The organism is Agrobacterium tumefaciens str. B6, from assembly GCF_001541315.1.
Classification (GTDB): domain Bacteria; phylum Pseudomonadota; class Alphaproteobacteria; order Rhizobiales; family Rhizobiaceae; genus Agrobacterium; species Agrobacterium radiobacter.
The window spans coordinates 199196-213837 of the sequence record NZ_LMVK01000001.1 but is presented as its reverse complement, the minus strand read 5'-3'; the positions used below and the strand labels follow the sequence as shown (position 1 = coordinate 213837).

Genomic DNA, 14642 nt, shown 5'->3' with positions numbered 1-14642 from the left:
ACACCCGCTTCCGGGTTGCCTAAAGCCGCCATTTTCTTTAAAGGCTCGCCATGACCCAGATAGCCCATCCCGACAGCATTCTCATCATCGATTTCGGCAGCCAGGTGACGCAGCTGATTGCGCGCCGCATCCGCGAAGCCGGGGTCTATTGCGAAATCCATCCGTTTCAGAATGCCGCAGAGGCGTTTGAGAAGCTTCAGCCCAAGGGCGTGATCTTCTCCGGCGGCCCCGCATCCGTGACGGCGGAAGGAAGCCCGCGCGCGCCGCAGGCGGTGTTTGACAGCAAGGTTCCGATCCTCGGCATCTGCTACGGCCAGCAGACGCTCTGCACGCAGCTCGGCGGCGTTGTCGAGGGCGGCCATGCGGCGGAATTCGGCCGGGCCGATATCGACATCAAGAAGGCAAGCCCGCTTTTTGAAGGCTTCTGGGAACAGGGCAAGAGCTATCCCGTCTGGATGAGCCATGGCGACCGTGTAACGAAGCTGCCGGAAGGTTTCGAGGTCATCGCAACCTCCGAGAACGCGCCTTTCGCCATCGCCGCGGACGAGACCCGTCACTACTACTCCACCATGTTCCACCCTGAAGTGGTGCATACCCCTGACGGCGGCAAGCTGCTCTCCAACTTCGTGCACAAGATCGTCGGGCTTAAATCCGACTGGACGATGGCGGCTTATCGCGCCGAGATGATCCGCAAGATCCGCGAGCAGGTCGGCACCGGCCGCGTGCTCTGCGCACTCTCTGGCGGCGTCGATTCCTCGGTTGCGGCTATTCTCATCCATGAGGCGATCGGCGACCAGCTCACCTGCGTTTACGTCGACCATGGCCTGATGCGGCTTGGTGAAAGCGAGCAGGTGGTCGGCATGTTCCGCGACCATTACAATATTCCGCTTGTTCATGTTGACGCCGCCGATCTGTTCCTCGGCGAACTCTCGGGCGTTTCCGATCCGGAAGCGAAGCGCAAGACCATCGGCCGCCTGTTTATCGAAGTCTTCGAGGCCGAAGCGGCCAAGATCGCCGCCGACGGCAAGGGTGCTCCGAATTTCCTCGCACAGGGCACGCTTTACCCTGACGTCATCGAGAGCGTCTCCTTCTCCGGCGGCCCCTCTGTCACCATCAAGAGCCACCACAATGTCGGCGGCCTTCCCGAGCGCATGAACATGCAGCTCGTGGAGCCGCTGCGTGAACTTTTCAAGGACGAAGTACGTGCGCTTGGCCGTGAACTCGGCCTGCCGGACAGCTTCATCGGCCGCCACCCCTTCCCAGGTCCTGGTCTGGCGATCCGTTGCCCCGGCGCGATTACCCGCGAGAAGCTCGATATTCTGCGCAAGGCCGATGCGATCTATCTCGATGAAATCCGCAAGGCTGGTCTTTACGACACCATCTGGCAGGCTTTTGCCGTGCTGCTGCCGGTGCAGACCGTCGGCGTCATGGGCGATTACCGCACCTATGACTTCGTCTGCGCGCTGCGCGCCGTGACCTCGGTAGACGGCATGACGGCGGATTTCTATCCCTACGACATGAATTTCCTCGGCCGCGCGGCAACCCGCATCATCAACGAAGTGCGGGGCATTAATCGCGTTGTCTATGACGTGACGAGCAAACCGCCCGGCACGATCGAGTGGGAATAGGACTATAATCGACACAGTGGCGTTGCTACCGCAACGCCGCCATGTCGAAGGCAGTTTAAACGATGACGCCGCGACTAGTTCGCGGCATTTCTGTTTTGTCGTGTGAGATAGATCATCTGGGCGGCCAGGCCGACCACGAGGATCGCCAGCAACCCTGCCTGAACACCGAGAAGCAGCGGTGATTTCAGGTCCGTAACCAGAGGGTGACCGTCCGGAACACGACGCAGGATTTCGCTGGCCGTCGGGACCATCAAAAGAAACGCAGTGATGCTGAGACAGATGGTTTCAATATATCTGGCCAGGCGCGTTGAACCAAGAACGCGTTCGATGCCGTAACCTGCAAGCAGGAAAAGGATGGTCAGGACGCCAACGCCATAGCTGATCGGCTGATGCGCGACGAGGAAGACCGTCGCAGCTCCAATCAGCATGGAGACAAGATAGAGGGTGCCCGGCGCTGATCGCGGAACGATTCGACCGTAGCGGGCAAACATGTAAATGGCGGCGGGAATGGCCGGCAGGCTTCCAAGTGTATGGATCCAGCCAAGCGGAGAAATTCCGAACATGAGAGATTGCCTTTCTTGTCCAAAAGGACGGGGTGGTCCGGGAAGCAGACTGTCATCGACAAATCTGCCAGCTTAATGCTGTCTGTTGTTTCGGTGGCATGCCGCCCGGGCCACGCCTTCACGTTCCCCGCGAGGCTCCGATTTTAAGCGGTCATGCGCTCCAGCAGGGGGCGGGTTATTGCACCAAAAGTCGTCGCATCACCGTGAGCACGGGCGGAAAGCATCGCGCCGTGCACGGTGGCCATGAAGATTTCAGCATTGGCTCTGACAGTTCCGCTCAGCGCGATGCGCCCTTGGGCAACGCCGCGTTCCAGAACGGTGGTGAGCCAGTCCGAGAGACTTCGAAAATGCGCGCGCACTTCAAGAGCGACTGCTTCAGGCAGAACCGGAATTTCACTGGCGAGCAAAGCGCAAACGCAGAAGGGATGAGTGGCCTCGGCGATACAGCCCTCCCAATAGCCGATATAGGCGCGAAGCTGTTCGAGCGGATCGGAAACGTTTCGCTCCAGTTCGGCGATACCGGCTTCCGCCTCATGCCTGTATTGCGCAACCAGTTTTTGGACCAGATCGGTCTTGCTGGGAAAATGGTGGTGAATGCTCGCATTGCGAATACCGACCACAGCGGAAATATCGGCATAGCTGAAACTGTTGTAGCCGCCCTTTATGATCAGGAAGCGTGCGCAACGAAGAATTTCATCCGCTTTGGTTTGTGGATTTTTCATAGTAATTACCTACCAACTAGTAGGTAGAATGTCAACCCGAAGCCGTTTGCCTTATGGCTGCTGACGGAATCCCGCCGGAAACCAGATGTGCGCGGGGCCGATACTACGGGACGTACCGACTGCCGAAAGCGACTAAAAGATGAACCACCAAACAGTGATCGCCCATTCCGGTCCGCAAGCAGCTGTCGCGCGGTCGGCTAGACCCGAGACCGCTTATGCGTTTGACTTTCTGCGCTTTTTTGCCAGTATTCGACCGTCTTTCGCAGAGTACCGCCGGCCCCGCACCGCTTTAAGGGGTGTAATCAGTCCACCAGGACAGGCTGCCGTTCGTCCTATCGAGGACAATAGAAGGAAGCCCATCGATGACATCCGATGCCGATCCGAAGCCTATGTCACGCGCCGCCGCGATCCTGTACGCCATCAGTTTGCCGCTGGGCTTGATGGCCTTGGTTTTTCTGCCTGCGGGCAGGATCAACTGGTGCCCGGGCTGGATTTTCGTCGTGGTCGTCGTCGTTTCTTTTGGCCTTTCCGCGCTGGTATTGGCGCGTGTGAACCCGGTCATTTTCCGCGCGCGCAGCCGGTTCCAGCCGGGCACCAAGAAATGGGACCTGATTCTGGTCTCCGTGATCCTTTTGGCTTTTTTTGCTGAAATCCCGGTTGCGGCATTCGATGCCGGCCGGATGGAGTGGTCTGCCGTGCCGTTGTGGGTCGTGCTGCTCGGCTACATCCTGCTTGTCGGCGGTATTGCGGTTACGGCTTGGGCCCAGGCCGTCAATCCGTTCTTCGAGCCCGGGGTCCGCATCCAAAGCGAGCGCGGGCAGCGGGTGGTCACGTCGGGCCCATACCGTATCGTGCGCCACCCCGGTTACACGGCCGCAATCGGCATGTTCACTGGCATACCGCTCGCATTGAGTTCCTGGATAGCCCTGCTCCCCGCGGCTTTGGCCATCGTGCTGCTAATCATCCGTACCGGCTTGGAAGACCGCCTGCTGCAGGCCGAATTGCCCGGTTATTCTGAATATGCCCGTCAAAGGCGCTATCGGCTGTTTCCCGGTATCTGGTGAACGTCGCAAAGCTCATGTTCTCTTTTTGTTCTTTCAATTTTAACCGGTGATGGTAATATCGCGGCCCTGGCAAAGGCCATGGAGCACCGTCATGAGTTTCGAGTTGGCAGACGAAGGAAGCTCAAAGCAGCTTTGCTTCGAAGGGTGGGAGTCGGAGAAAATACGGCGTTTCAATCCGCGATTAAGCAGCAAGCTCCTAATCATGGTGAAACCGCCGGCAGCCTTGGCGGAACGAATTTTTGCCGATGCGTCGCGCCAAGCTGCGGGGCGGACGAAGCGTGAGGCCTATCCGCCGGAGCTTCTGCATATAACCCTGCTCTGTGTCGGATGTTTTGAGACCGTGCCTCGCGGGCTGGTACATCGGCTGAAGGCGACGCTCGGGGAAATCAAGGCGCGGCCCGTTCCGATCACATTCGATGGATCGTCGCTCTTCGGCAATCGCAACAGTCTGGTGCTACACAGTGGCAGCGAGATGCAGGAGCTTAAGGCTCTGGCGAAGATGGTGCAGCGCTCCCTTTGGCGAGCAAACCTGCCCTATGTCGCCGCATCGTCTTTTACACCGCATCTCACCATGATCTACGGCTGCGGGAAAATCGAGCTGATGCAGGTTGAGAAACCCTATAGCTGGCTGGCGGGGAACTTCGAACTTGTATTCAGTCACAATGGCGAAACGCGGCATGAATTGCTCGAGCGCTTCGCACTTTCGCCGAAAGCAGACCGTTATGAGCGGCCTGAAAGCCAGTTACATTTGCCGGGGAAAGTGATCGGACCTTCGAAACGGCCGATGCAAAGGGTGGCGATGCGGTAAGATGCACCCGAAGTGGCATAGCACTTCCCACGCCGATAGTCGTTTCCGCATCCGCTGTTGAAAGCTATACGGAACCTTGTTTTGCGAAGCCGGGGCGCTTTTCGCGCCATCCGCGTATCCACCGCGCCCGTCGAAAACCGATCCGGTTGTCGATCCTGAGCGCAAGCGAGGCGGTATCGCCTCGCAACGGATAATGGCCAGCTTAGAGCTGTACCTTGTCGAAAGCCTTACCGTCGATACCGAGAGCTTCGAGATCGGCACGGGCGGGCTTGCGATGTGCGCGAACAGCGGCCGAAACCGAGAGCGCTGCACCGAGAACGGCGAAAGTTTCACCGAAGAAGTTACGCGATGTCTTTGCAACCTGACGCATTTTTCTCTCCATCTTTGATGCCCAGATAATGGGCATTTCGGCCCCGTTCTACAACTCATGATGTAGCAGGGAAGCCATGCAGCTTTGCTCGCGCTCGTTCGGATATCAGCCATTGCGATTTTGCATGACTTAGCATCAAGACGGGGCAAATGCGCAGGGGCAATTCAGCGGGCGGGTTGAATAAGGCGGATATTTTGTTATGCCGGAGAGCTTGAAGACAAAGAGGCTGGCAGCATGACGATCACCATTTACGGCATCAAGAACTGCGACACGATGAAGAAGGCCAGAAGCTGGCTGGAGACCCATGGCGTCGACTATTCTTTCCATGACTACAAGGCGTCGGGCATCGACCGCGCCCATCTGGAAACATGGTGCGATGCCGCGGGCTGGGAAACGGTTCTCAACCGCGCCGGTACGACCTTCAAAAAACTCGACGACGGCCAGAAGACCGATCTGAACCGTGAGAAGGCTATCGCGCTGATGCTGGAGCAGCCCTCCATGATCAAGCGTCCGGTGCTGGAGGCGAAGGGCAAGATAACTGTCGGTTTCAAGCCTGAAACCTACCAGACCCTTTTTGCGTGACTGCAACCTGTCATGTCCAAAACAACACGCGCCACCCAGATGCTGACCAAGGCAGGCGTTGCCTTCACCACTGTCACCTATGATTACGATCCGAATGCAGACCGCATCGGTCTGCAGGCGGCCGAGGCGATCGGTGAGCCACCGCATCTGGTGCTGAAAACGCTGATGGCGGAACTGGATGGCAAGCCAGTCTGCGTCGTCGTCCCTTCGGATCGTGAGGTCAGCATGAAAAAGCTGGCCGCCGCCTTCGGAGGTAAATCCGCCAGCATGATGAAGCCTGCCGATGCGGAGCGCGCCACCGGTTACCATGTCGGCGGCATCAGCCCTTTCGGGCAGAAAAAACAGGTGCCGACGGCCATCGAGGCCGGGGCGATGACGCATGATTATGTCTACATGAATGGCGGGCAGCGTGGCTTGCAAGTGAGGCTTTCGCCCCGCGATGCCCAAATGGCGCTGGAGGCCATTGCCGCACCGCTGGTCGCCGATTGAAGCGCCGGAGGGCATGCCTGAAAGCATTTGGCTTTCGGGAGGAATGGGCTATGGTCGGCGCCTCCGATTGAAATAGACGAAGGCAGATCATGACAGTTTCTCCCATCGATCCCGTCAAACTCGAAAAACTGGCCGAAGTCGCCATCAAGGTCGGCCTGCAATTGCAGAAGGACCAGGATCTGGTGATTACAGCGCCGCTGGCAGCCCTGCCGCTGGTGCGATTTTTGACCAAACACGCCTATCTGGCGGGTGGCGGACTGGTCACCACCTTTTATTCCGATGAAGAAACCACGCTTGCGCGCTATCGCCATGCCAGTGACGCCAATTTCGACCGGGCTTCCGGCTGGCTTTATGAGGGCATGGCAAAGGCTTATGCCAATGGCGCAGCGCGGCTGGCGATTGCCGGCGACAACCCCATGCTGCTGGCCGAACAGGACCCGGCCAAGGTTGCCCGCGCCAACAAGGCCAACTCCACGGCTTACAAGCCGGCGCTGGAGAAGATTTCCAATTTCGACATCAACTGGAACATCATCTCCTATCCCAACCCGTCTTGGGCAAAGCAGGTCTTTCCTGATGTGACGGAAGACGAAGCGGTCCGCAGGCTTGCCGACGCCATCTTCGCCGCCTCGCGGGTGGATCTGGCCGATCCGGTCGCGGCGTGGGCGCAGCATAACGCCAATCTCGCCAAGCGCTCGGCATGGCTGAACGGCGAACGTTTCGCTTCGCTGCATTTCACCGGCCCCGGCACGGATGTGAAGATAGGCCTCGCGGACCGCCACGAATGGCATGGCGGCGCCTCCACCGCCAAGAATGGTGTGACCTGCAACCCGAATATCCCGACTGAAGAAGTGTTCACCACACCACATACGCTGCGCGTGGATGGTTACGTCTCCAGCACCAAGCCGCTGTCGCATCAGGGAACGCTGATCGACGATATCCAGGTGAAGTTCGAAGCCGGCCGCATCGTCGAAGCCAAGGCTTCCAAGGGCGAAGCTGTATTGAACAAGGTGCTCGACACCGATGAGGGCGCGCGGCGTCTGGGAGAAGTGGCGCTGGTGCCGCATTCCTCACCGATTTCGGCAAGCGGCATCCTGTTCTACAACACGCTGTTCGATGAAAATGCCTCGTGCCACATCGCGCTCGGCCAGTGCTATTCAAAATGCTTCCTTGACGGCGCCTCGCTGTCGCAGGAGCAGATCACGGCGCAGGGCGGCAATTCCAGCCTGATCCACATCGACTGGATGATCGGCTCCGACAAGGTGGACATTGATGGCGTGAAGCCGGATGGCTCCACGGTTCCGGTGATGCGCAAGGGCGAATGGGCCTGACGGGACCTATCTCGGCAACTGGCTGCGCTGACTGAGCCAGATGCTGAAAAGCACCGCGACGAAACCTGCGATCTGTGCTGGCGTGAGGCTTTGGCCAAGCGCCAGCCAGCCGAGCAGGGTTGCAACGACCGGGCTTAGAAAACCGAGCGATGCGGCGGCGGAAGGTTCGATACGGGTCAGCCCACGGAACCACAGAAAATAGGTCAAGGCGGCGCCGATAAGACCCAGATAGGTCATGCCGAGAATATTGGCCGCTGTCGGTGTCGGCAGGGCCGGCTCCAGGAAATAGGCGACCGGCAGCAGCAGGATGCCGCCGGCCGTCAGTTGCCACGCGGTGAATGTGAGGTTCGACACCGGCGGCCGCCATTTGCGGGTCAGCACCGTTCCAAAAGCCATGGATACGGCGCCGGCGAGACCTGCCGCCACGCCGATACCATCCAGTGCCGCACCCGGCGCAAGAACCAGAAGCGCGACACTGACAATACCCAGAAAACCGGCTGCGATGGCCAGCGGCCGAAGGGGTGCTGCGAGAAACAGCCGGGAGAGGCCAATCACGATCAGGGGCTGGACTGCGCCCACCGTTGCCGCCACGCCGCCCGGCAGCCGATAGGCTGAAACAAAAAGCATCGCCCAGAAGAACGAGAAATTCAGCGCCCCGAGAATGAAGCTGCGCGCCCACCAGATGCCCTGTGGCAGCTTTCTCACGAAAAGCAGCAGGAGCAGGCCGGCCGGCAATGCGCGCAGCATGGCGACATGCAGGGGATATCCCTGCGGTAAAAATTCCGTCGTGACGAAATAGGTGGTTCCCCAGATGGCCGGGGCAAGGGCGGTCACCAGCACATCGGCGGCATAGGTCGTATTTTTCTTCATTTCAAGAATCTCTATATCAAGATAAGTGCAATCTAGCTGATTTTATCTTGACGTCAAGATACCAGTTGTTATGCCTTGGGAATGAGCAAAGAACCGTTTGACCGCGTCGATCACATTCTGGCGCAATGGCACAGGGAGCGGCCCGATCTCGACGTCGGCCCCATGGGACTCCTCGGGCGCTTGAACCGTCTCACCACCCATCTCGGTCGAGAGGTGGAGGCGGTGCTGCTGAAGCATGGGCTTTCCTCCTCCGCTTTCGATGTTCTGGCGACATTGCGGCGCTCCGGTTCGCCCTACCAGCTCTCCCCCGGCGATCTGCTTGCCATGGCGATGGTAAGCTCCGGCACCATGACCAACCGCATCGACCAGCTTGAAAAAGCGGGGCTGGTGGAGCGCATACACAACCCGAATGACCGGCGCAGCGTCCTGATATCGTTGACGGAGCGGGGGTTTGCCATTGTCGAGGAAGCGGCCGGCGCTCACGTCGAAAACCAGCACCGTCTGGTTGCCGGCCTCAGCGAAGAAGAGCGTGCGACGCTGAACCAACTGCTGAAACGGTTTTTGCGAGATTTCGAAGAATAGGCTTTCCGGGCCGGGCAAACACGCAATGGCCGCGTGATGGCGCTTGTTTCGCCCCAGAAAATCCTGTAAGCAATTTTCCATAAACCTGTACTACAGGTTGGAGGAAAAATGTATAACGCCATTTCCCACGAAACCGGTCTCGTCAGCAGCACGATCGGCGCGATCACCCGCCACATCAGGGAAAACGAACTTGCCCCCGGTGCGAAACTCCCCAGCGAGCTTTCGCTCTCACAGCAGCTCGGCGTCTCCCGTACCGTCGTTCGCGAGGCCTTCAGGTCTCTGTCCGCCATGCGGCTGATCGATGTCAGCGCCGGCAAGCGCGCCACGGTGGCGACACTGGATCATGGTGCGATGTCATTGATGTTTGAACATGGCATTCACACCGAACAGATCAACATCCAGCAGATCTACGATGTTCGCCGTACGATCGAAGTTAGAACCGTAACTTTGGCAGCGCTGCGGCGAACGGATGCGGAAGCGCTCACCATTCTCGACCATGCCAACAATATGGAGCGGGATTTCGGCGACAACGACAAGGTCATGGAACACGATCTTGCCTTCCACCTCGCCGTTGCCAGAGCGTCAAAAAACCCGGTTTTCGAACTTATTCTCGGTGCCTTCCAGAATGTGACGCGCCAGACATGGCCGATCGGCTGGAAAAGCCGCACATCCGATGCGCAGCGCCATGCCGCAGGTGAACTTCACATCGCCATCGGACAGGCCATTGCCGCAGGAGACCCGCAAACGGCCTCAACGCTGATGGCGCGGCATTTCGATGAAAGCGTGCACGCGCTTCTGGCGGCCGGCATCGCCTGATTTTTTCAACACAGTCCCAGACGGAACACGACTTGCCTCTGGAGGAGACACTTCATGAAAATTACGAAACTTGAGACCGTCCGCGTGGCGGAACGGGCAAACCTGCTCTGGGTTCTGGTCCATACGGATGAAGGCATTACCGGGCTTGGCGAAACCTTTTATGGCGCCGAGACGGTGGAAACCTATGTGCACGAATATATCGCACCCCGCGTGATCGGCCGCGATCCGCTGCAGATCGATCTTCTGGCGCAGGACCTCGTCGGTTATCTCGGTTTCCGCTCGTCGGGAGCGGAGGTACGCGGCAATTCCGCTTTCGATATCGCGCTCTGGGATATTTTCGGCAAGGCCACCAACCAGCCGATCGCCCAGCTTCTCGGTGGTTTCAGTCGCAAGGAAATCCGCACCTACAATACTTGCGCGGGCACCGAATATATCAAGAAGGCGACCGGCCAGCAGACCGCCAATTACGGCCTCTCCGGCGGCAAGGATTATGACGATCTGAACGGCTTCCTGCACCGGGCCGACGAGCTGGCCCACTCGTTGCTCGAAGACGGCATCACGGCCATGAAAATCTGGCCCTTCGATGCGGCGGCGGAAAAGACACGTGGCCAATATATTTCGATGCCGGACCTGAAAAGCGCGCTCGAGCCTTTCGAAAAAATCCGCAAGGCGGTGGGCGACAAGATGGATATCATGGTGGAGTTTCACTCCATGTGGCAGCTTCTGCCCGCGATGCAGATCGCCAAGGCGCTCACCCCATACCAGACCTTCTGGCATGAAGACCCGATCAAGATGGACAGCCTTTCAAGCCTGACCCGTTATGCCGCCGTTTCGCCAGCACCTATTTCCGCATCCGAGACGCTCGGTTCCCGCTGGGCCTTCCGCGATCTCCTGGAAACAGGTGCTGCCGGCGTGGTGATGCTTGACATCAGCTGGTGCGGCGGGCTTTCCGAAGCGCGCAAGATCGCTTCGATGGCGGAAGCCTGGCATCTGCCGGTCGCGCCGCATGATTGCACCGGCCCGGTGGTGCTCTGCGCCTCAACGCATCTGTCGCTTAATGCGCCGAATGCGCTGGTGCAGGAAAGCGTGCGAGCCTTCTACAAGACCTGGTATCGCGATCTCGTCACCGCATTGCCGGAAGTGAAAAACGGCATGATCACCGTGCCGCCAGGTCCCGGCCTCGGCATGGAGCTGCATCCCGATATCGAAAAGACCTTCACCGTCAGCCGCCGCTTTTCGGATGCGGCGTCGATCTGATCAGAACAGGTTGCCCTGATCCGTTGGGCCAGAAGAAGCCGGTTTTGCCGGCTTCTTTTTTGGCGCGGTTGACGTATCCGGGGGCGGCGTCCCCTCTCCCGTTGTGATGGCAGAAACGCGGCCATCGGCAAATTCCATCGATACCGCAGCACCAGACGCGATGGTGGCAGCGCGGGTCAGCGGCCGGTTCTCCTCATCGCGGATGACGGCATAACCGCGCTTCAGCACGTTCTTATACGACAGCGATTGCAGAATGCGGTCATGGGAGGCAAGGCCCGCGCGGTTCTGCGTCATGCGGTGCAGCACGGCTGTATCGGCGCGGCGTGCAGCAGTGACAATGCGTTCCTTCTGCCGCTCCAGCTGGCCGAGTAGCCGGGCGGGAAGCGAACGCAGCGAAGAATCAAAGGCATCGACACGGCCTTTTCCCTGCAGCAGGCGGCGCTCAACCAGGGTCTCGGCCCGATGCATGCGCTCGGTAATCCGCTGCCTGTGCTGTTTGAGACCGTTCAGCAGGGTTTCCGGCCTGAGACCCGAGGCTGAACGTTCGAAGGCGCGGCGTTTGTTCAGCGTGGTCAATTCCAGTCCCCGCCCGAGACCGCTCGCGGCCTCATCAAACCGGCGGCGCGGCAAAGCGAGAAGCTGATCGAGCGAGGGCAGCGCCCGCACCAGCGCCCGCACGCCCTGACGGCGATTGTCCATCTGCCGCGATACCGAGCCGGAAAGGCGCGCGGCAAGGCCGGAAAGCTGCGCTTCCAGCTCGGCCCGCACCGGCACAGCCATTTCGGCGGCCCCCGTCGGCGTCGGCGCGCGAACATCGGCGGCATAATCGATCAAGGTCGTATCGGTCTCATGCCCCACGGCGGAAATCAGCGGGATTTTGCTCTCGGCAGCGGCACGCACGACGATTTCGTCGTTGAAACTCCAGAGGTCTTCCAGACTGCCGCCGCCACGGGCGACGATCAGTACATCCGGCCGTGCAATTTCACTACCGGGTTGAAGCGCATTGAAGCCGCGAATGGCGTTCGCCACTTCCTCGCCCGAACCTTCGCCCTGCACCTTGACCGGCCAGACGACGACATGCACGGGAAAGCGATCCGAGATGCGGTGAAGAATATCGCGGATGACTGCGCCCGTCGGCGAGGTCACGACCCCAATGACGCGCGGCATGAACGGCAGGCGACGCTTGCGTTCCGCATCAAACAACCCTTCCGCCGCCAGACGTCGACGGCGATCTTCGAGCAACGCCATCAGCGCGCCGGCACCTGCCGGTTCGAGGCTTTCTATGACGATCTGGTATTTCGAGGAGCCGGGAAAGGTGGTGACCTTGCCGGTGGCAATGACTTCCATGCCCTCTTCCGGGCGGAACTTCAGTCGCGAAAACGTGCCCTTCCAGATCACCGCATCGATGCGGGCACGATCGTCCTTCAGCGAGAAATAGGCATGACCCGAAGAATGCGGACCGCGATAGCCGGAAATCTCGCCGCGCACCCGCACCTGCTCGAAAGCCGTCTCCACCGTGCGCTTGATGGAACCCGACAGTTCGGACACCGAGAACTCGGCAAGATTGCTCAATGCTGCGTGGGAGAAGATATCGCTCATGCCCGTTTGTAACCAAAACCCGTCGATTCGGAAATGCCGGCACCGGCCCGGCCCATTTTAACGGCGATGAAACCATATCCTCAACTAACGAGTTAGGAAAATGGGGATTGGAGGAGAAAACAAGGGTTCGTTAGGGAAGACGGCGTTACGTCTGTCCCAGGCCCGGCAACCAAAGAGGAGGCGGCATCATGATTTTTCTTACCGCCACAGTGCTCGGCGTAACCGCAGTTGCGTTGCGTTCGGTTTTCAGCATCGTTTTCATCTGCATGATGATTATCGGTGCCTATGGCGTGGCGATTGCACTTTCTTCCACGGCCGTGCCCCTGATGTCGCTGCTTCTGGCGCTTGCCGGTTACAATTTCGGTGTCGTGGGTGTCGTTATCAGCCTTCTGGTGCTGCAGCGCCCACGTTCCACCCAGCCAACCCTCTAAAAGTCCACGGCCTTGAGGCTTCCGCACTTTGCGCTAACCGAGATTTGCGGACTGGCCACTGACCTCACCGTTACCTGTCTGCTTATTTTCTATCTCGGCGTCGATCCGCTCGCCGCCCGTTTGCCGGGCGCGGCAGCGGGGCTTGCAACAAGCTGGCGGCTGAACCGTTCGAGTGGTGAGGCATCAGCCGCGCTGAACAGCTTTCTGACAAATGCCGTCACGCTTACCTCGCGTATCGTCAGCGTCGGGCTGTTTGCCCTGCTGCAATGGCGCAACCCGCTGGTGCAGCCCCTCGTCCCGCTTGCCTTTTCAGCACTCGCAGCACTGTTGCTGGCGCTTTACGGCTATTGGCGGCTTCAAAGGCAACGGCAAAAGTCGGATTAAACCGTTTCCCACCCGTCCTTTTCCGCCGCCCGGTAAATGGCGTCGATGAAAAGCTGGTTCTTCCTCGAGCTTTCCAGCGTGACGACTTCGCCCTCACCCTTCGCAGCACGGGCAAAGGCCTCCGCCTCCAGCTTATATTGGCGGCTATCCTGAAACCGGAAGATTTGCGACTGGTTATGGGCCTGATTGGTCAGCTCGATCTCTTCCGCACCCCAGCGATTGGCGTTGAAGGGAGATTTGACCTCGATGTAACCGTCAGTGCCATGGAAAACCATCAGCTGGCGGGCGGCAAGCTGTGTGGCCAGATAAAAACTCAGTTCGAAACCGCCGAAATCGGCCCTGACGCTGGAATAGATATCGGTGCCAAATTCCTTGTCGCGCTCGACGGTGGCCTGCACGCGCCTCGGCTCCACACCGGTGACGAAGCGGGTCACGATGGTGGGGTAGACGCCGATATCGGGCAAGGCCCCGCCACCCAGTTCGGGAATATTGCGCATATTGCCGGGATCGCGGTTGAAATAGCTGAAAGCGCCCTGCACATGCTTCAGTGTTCCGATCGCGCCCGAGGCCAGCAACTCCTTCACCTTGGCCCAGACCGGCGCATAAGTAACCATGAAGGCTTCCGAGACGATGACGCGGTTGCGGTCACGCGCGGCGATGAGGGCGTCGATCTCCTCTGCCTTCAGTGCAATCGGCTTTTCGCACAGAACGTGTTTGCCGGCATCGGCGGCCTTGATGGTCCACTCCGCGTGCTGCGATGTCGGAAGCGGAATGTAAACCGCGTCGATGACATCGGAAGCCAGCATTTCCTCATAGGAACCGAAGGCGTGGGGCACGGAAAAACGATCCGCCACCGCGCGCGCTCTGGCGAGATCCCGGCTGGCTATGGCGCTGACCACGCAGTTCTGCGCATCCTGTATCGCCGGAATGACGTGATCCTGAGCGATTTTCGCCGTTGAGATTATTCCGAAGCGCAGCATACCGTTCTCCTGCTCTGCCATTCAACGGAAACTTACCATCGTCACACGTCATGGCAAGCCGCAGGTGCATGACAGAATATGATATGGCTGAATTTGTCCTCTCTTTGTCAGAATGCCCGCTTTTCTTCGAGCTGGATAAGAAGAATTATGCTACGCATGAACCCAATGG

At 59.1% G+C, this 14642-nt stretch carries 17 protein-coding genes; 11 read left to right on the top strand and 6 right to left on the bottom strand.

Annotation, left to right across the window (positions count from 1 at the left end; genetic code table 11):
• The first annotated feature begins 50 nt into the window (after nucleotides 1-50).
• The gene (guaA, locus tag ASB65_RS01060) at nucleotides 51-1628 is read left to right on the top strand and encodes a glutamine-hydrolyzing GMP synthase (protein WP_003503879.1); all 1578 of its coding nucleotides are present in this window, start codon (nucleotides 51-53) and stop codon (nucleotides 1626-1628) included.
• 74 nt (nucleotides 1629-1702) lie between these two features.
• Here guaA and ASB65_RS01055 read toward each other — a convergent pair whose 3' ends face one another.
• Together ASB65_RS01055 and ASB65_RS01050 are read right to left on the bottom strand one after the other, a co-directional pair.
• A complete protein-coding gene (locus ASB65_RS01055; protein WP_003503881.1) occupies nucleotides 1703-2191 on the bottom strand; it encodes a hypothetical protein in 489 nt (162 codons plus the stop codon).
• Nucleotides 2192-2334: 143 nt separating this feature from the next.
• Nucleotides 2335-2913, bottom strand: a complete 579-nt coding sequence (locus ASB65_RS01050; RefSeq protein ID WP_060722805.1) for a TetR/AcrR family transcriptional regulator — start codon at nucleotides 2911-2913, stop codon at nucleotides 2335-2337.
• A 362-nt stretch (nucleotides 2914-3275) separates the two neighbouring features.
• Here ASB65_RS01050 and ASB65_RS01045 point away from each other — a divergent pair, with 362 nt between their 5' ends.
• Both ASB65_RS01045 and ASB65_RS01040 read left to right on the top strand, forming a co-directional pair.
• On the top strand, nucleotides 3276-3977 hold the full coding sequence (locus ASB65_RS01045; RefSeq protein ID WP_174014687.1) for a methyltransferase family protein: 702 nt from the start codon (nucleotides 3276-3278) through the stop codon (nucleotides 3975-3977).
• Nucleotides 3978-4068: 91 nt separating this feature from the next.
• Entirely contained in the window at nucleotides 4069-4785 is a 717-nt protein-coding gene (locus ASB65_RS01040) for a 2'-5' RNA ligase family protein (RefSeq protein WP_060722804.1), read from the top strand.
• Between the two features lie 202 nt (nucleotides 4786-4987).
• Here the strand turns inward: ASB65_RS01040 and ASB65_RS28640 are convergent, their stop codons facing one another.
• The gene (locus ASB65_RS28640; protein ID WP_003503889.1) at nucleotides 4988-5155 is read right to left on the bottom strand and encodes a hypothetical protein; all 168 of its coding nucleotides are present in this window, start codon (nucleotides 5153-5155) and stop codon (nucleotides 4988-4990) included.
• Nucleotides 5156-5389: 234 nt separating this feature from the next.
• Here ASB65_RS28640 and ASB65_RS01035 point away from each other — a divergent pair, with 234 nt between their 5' ends.
• The 3 genes from ASB65_RS01035 (at nucleotide 5390) to ASB65_RS01025 (ending at nucleotide 7554) form a co-directional block, all read left to right on the top strand.
• Nucleotides 5390-5737, top strand: coding sequence for an ArsC family reductase (locus tag ASB65_RS01035; RefSeq protein ID WP_003503890.1), 348 nt, complete (start codon nucleotides 5390-5392; stop codon nucleotides 5735-5737).
• A gap of 12 nt (nucleotides 5738-5749) precedes the next feature.
• Nucleotides 5750-6226 (top strand): Cys-tRNA(Pro) deacylase, encoded by a 477-nt coding sequence (gene ybaK / locus ASB65_RS01030; protein ID WP_003503892.1) that lies wholly within the window; start codon nucleotides 5750-5752, stop codon nucleotides 6224-6226.
• Nucleotides 6227-6315: 89 nt separating this feature from the next.
• The gene (locus ASB65_RS01025; protein ID WP_060722803.1) at nucleotides 6316-7554 is read left to right on the top strand and encodes an aminopeptidase; all 1239 of its coding nucleotides are present in this window, start codon (nucleotides 6316-6318) and stop codon (nucleotides 7552-7554) included.
• Between the two features lie 6 nt (nucleotides 7555-7560).
• Here ASB65_RS01025 and ASB65_RS01020 read toward each other — a convergent pair whose 3' ends face one another.
• Nucleotides 7561-8424, bottom strand: a complete 864-nt coding sequence (locus ASB65_RS01020; protein WP_060722802.1) for an EamA family transporter — start codon at nucleotides 8422-8424, stop codon at nucleotides 7561-7563.
• 81 nt (nucleotides 8425-8505) lie between these two features.
• Here ASB65_RS01020 and ASB65_RS01015 point away from each other — a divergent pair, with 81 nt between their 5' ends.
• The 3 genes from ASB65_RS01015 (at nucleotide 8506) to ASB65_RS01005 (ending at nucleotide 11079) form a co-directional block, all read left to right on the top strand.
• The gene (locus tag ASB65_RS01015) at nucleotides 8506-9006 is read left to right on the top strand and encodes a MarR family winged helix-turn-helix transcriptional regulator (RefSeq protein WP_003503904.1); all 501 of its coding nucleotides are present in this window, start codon (nucleotides 8506-8508) and stop codon (nucleotides 9004-9006) included.
• Nucleotides 9007-9114: 108 nt separating this feature from the next.
• Nucleotides 9115-9822 (top strand): FadR/GntR family transcriptional regulator, encoded by a 708-nt coding sequence (locus ASB65_RS01010; RefSeq protein ID WP_003503906.1) that lies wholly within the window; start codon nucleotides 9115-9117, stop codon nucleotides 9820-9822.
• A 54-nt stretch (nucleotides 9823-9876) separates the two neighbouring features.
• Nucleotides 9877-11079, top strand: a complete 1203-nt coding sequence (locus tag ASB65_RS01005; RefSeq protein WP_060722801.1) for a mandelate racemase/muconate lactonizing enzyme family protein — start codon at nucleotides 9877-9879, stop codon at nucleotides 11077-11079.
• Here the strand turns inward: ASB65_RS01005 and xseA are convergent, their stop codons facing one another.
• Nucleotides 11080-12678: an exodeoxyribonuclease VII large subunit gene (gene xseA / locus ASB65_RS01000; protein ID WP_060722800.1), complete on the bottom strand. Its 1599-nt coding sequence runs from the start codon at nucleotides 12676-12678 to the stop codon at nucleotides 11080-11082.
• A 188-nt stretch (nucleotides 12679-12866) separates the two neighbouring features.
• Between xseA and ASB65_RS00995 the strand changes: the two genes are divergently transcribed.
• Together ASB65_RS00995 and ASB65_RS00990 are read left to right on the top strand one after the other, a co-directional pair.
• The gene (locus ASB65_RS00995) at nucleotides 12867-13109 is read left to right on the top strand and encodes a hypothetical protein (RefSeq protein WP_003507480.1); all 243 of its coding nucleotides are present in this window, start codon (nucleotides 12867-12869) and stop codon (nucleotides 13107-13109) included.
• Between the two features lie 12 nt (nucleotides 13110-13121).
• Entirely contained in the window at nucleotides 13122-13493 is a 372-nt protein-coding gene (locus tag ASB65_RS00990; protein ID WP_060722799.1) for a hypothetical protein, read from the top strand.
• Here ASB65_RS00990 and ASB65_RS00985 read toward each other — a convergent pair.
• A complete protein-coding gene (locus ASB65_RS00985) occupies nucleotides 13490-14473 on the bottom strand; it encodes a Gfo/Idh/MocA family protein (RefSeq protein ID WP_060722798.1) in 984 nt (327 codons plus the stop codon). The two genes, ASB65_RS00990 and ASB65_RS00985, sit on opposite strands and share 4 nt — an antisense overlap.
• Between the last annotated feature and the right edge of the window lie 169 nt (nucleotides 14474-14642).

What these genes read in the sequence shown, in the direction of transcription:
- ASB65_RS01015 (WP_003503904.1), top strand. Translation starts at nt 8,506, where the DNA reads ATGAGCAAAGAACCGTTTGACCGCGTCGATCACATTCTGGCGCAATGG.
- ASB65_RS01035 (WP_003503890.1), top strand. Translation starts at nt 5,390, where the DNA reads ATGACGATCACCATTTACGGCATCAAGAACTGCGACACGATGAAGAAG.
- ASB65_RS00985 (WP_060722798.1), bottom strand. Translation starts at nt 14,473, where the DNA reads ATGCTGCGCTTCGGAATAATCTCAACGGCGAAAATCGCTCAGGATCAC.
- ASB65_RS01040 (WP_060722804.1), top strand. Translation starts at nt 4,069, where the DNA reads ATGAGTTTCGAGTTGGCAGACGAAGGAAGCTCAAAGCAGCTTTGCTTC.
- ASB65_RS01050 (WP_060722805.1), bottom strand. Translation starts at nt 2,913, where the DNA reads ATGAAAAATCCACAAACCAAAGCGGATGAAATTCTTCGTTGCGCACGC.
- ASB65_RS01045 (WP_174014687.1), top strand. Translation starts at nt 3,276, where the DNA reads ATGACATCCGATGCCGATCCGAAGCCTATGTCACGCGCCGCCGCGATC.
- xseA (WP_060722800.1), bottom strand. Translation starts at nt 12,678, where the DNA reads ATGAGCGATATCTTCTCCCACGCAGCATTGAGCAATCTTGCCGAGTTC.
- ASB65_RS01025 (WP_060722803.1), top strand. Translation starts at nt 6,316, where the DNA reads ATGACAGTTTCTCCCATCGATCCCGTCAAACTCGAAAAACTGGCCGAA.
- ASB65_RS01020 (WP_060722802.1), bottom strand. Translation starts at nt 8,424, where the DNA reads ATGAAGAAAAATACGACCTATGCCGCCGATGTGCTGGTGACCGCCCTT.
- ASB65_RS01005 (WP_060722801.1), top strand. Translation starts at nt 9,877, where the DNA reads ATGAAAATTACGAAACTTGAGACCGTCCGCGTGGCGGAACGGGCAAAC.
- ASB65_RS01055 (WP_003503881.1), bottom strand. Translation starts at nt 2,191, where the DNA reads ATGTTCGGAATTTCTCCGCTTGGCTGGATCCATACACTTGGAAGCCTG.
- ASB65_RS00995 (WP_003507480.1), top strand. Translation starts at nt 12,867, where the DNA reads ATGATTTTTCTTACCGCCACAGTGCTCGGCGTAACCGCAGTTGCGTTG.
- guaA (WP_003503879.1), top strand. Translation starts at nt 51, where the DNA reads ATGACCCAGATAGCCCATCCCGACAGCATTCTCATCATCGATTTCGGC.
- ybaK (WP_003503892.1), top strand. Translation starts at nt 5,750, where the DNA reads ATGTCCAAAACAACACGCGCCACCCAGATGCTGACCAAGGCAGGCGTT.
- ASB65_RS01010 (WP_003503906.1), top strand. Translation starts at nt 9,115, where the DNA reads ATGTATAACGCCATTTCCCACGAAACCGGTCTCGTCAGCAGCACGATC.
- ASB65_RS28640 (WP_003503889.1), bottom strand. Translation starts at nt 5,155, where the DNA reads ATGCGTCAGGTTGCAAAGACATCGCGTAACTTCTTCGGTGAAACTTTC.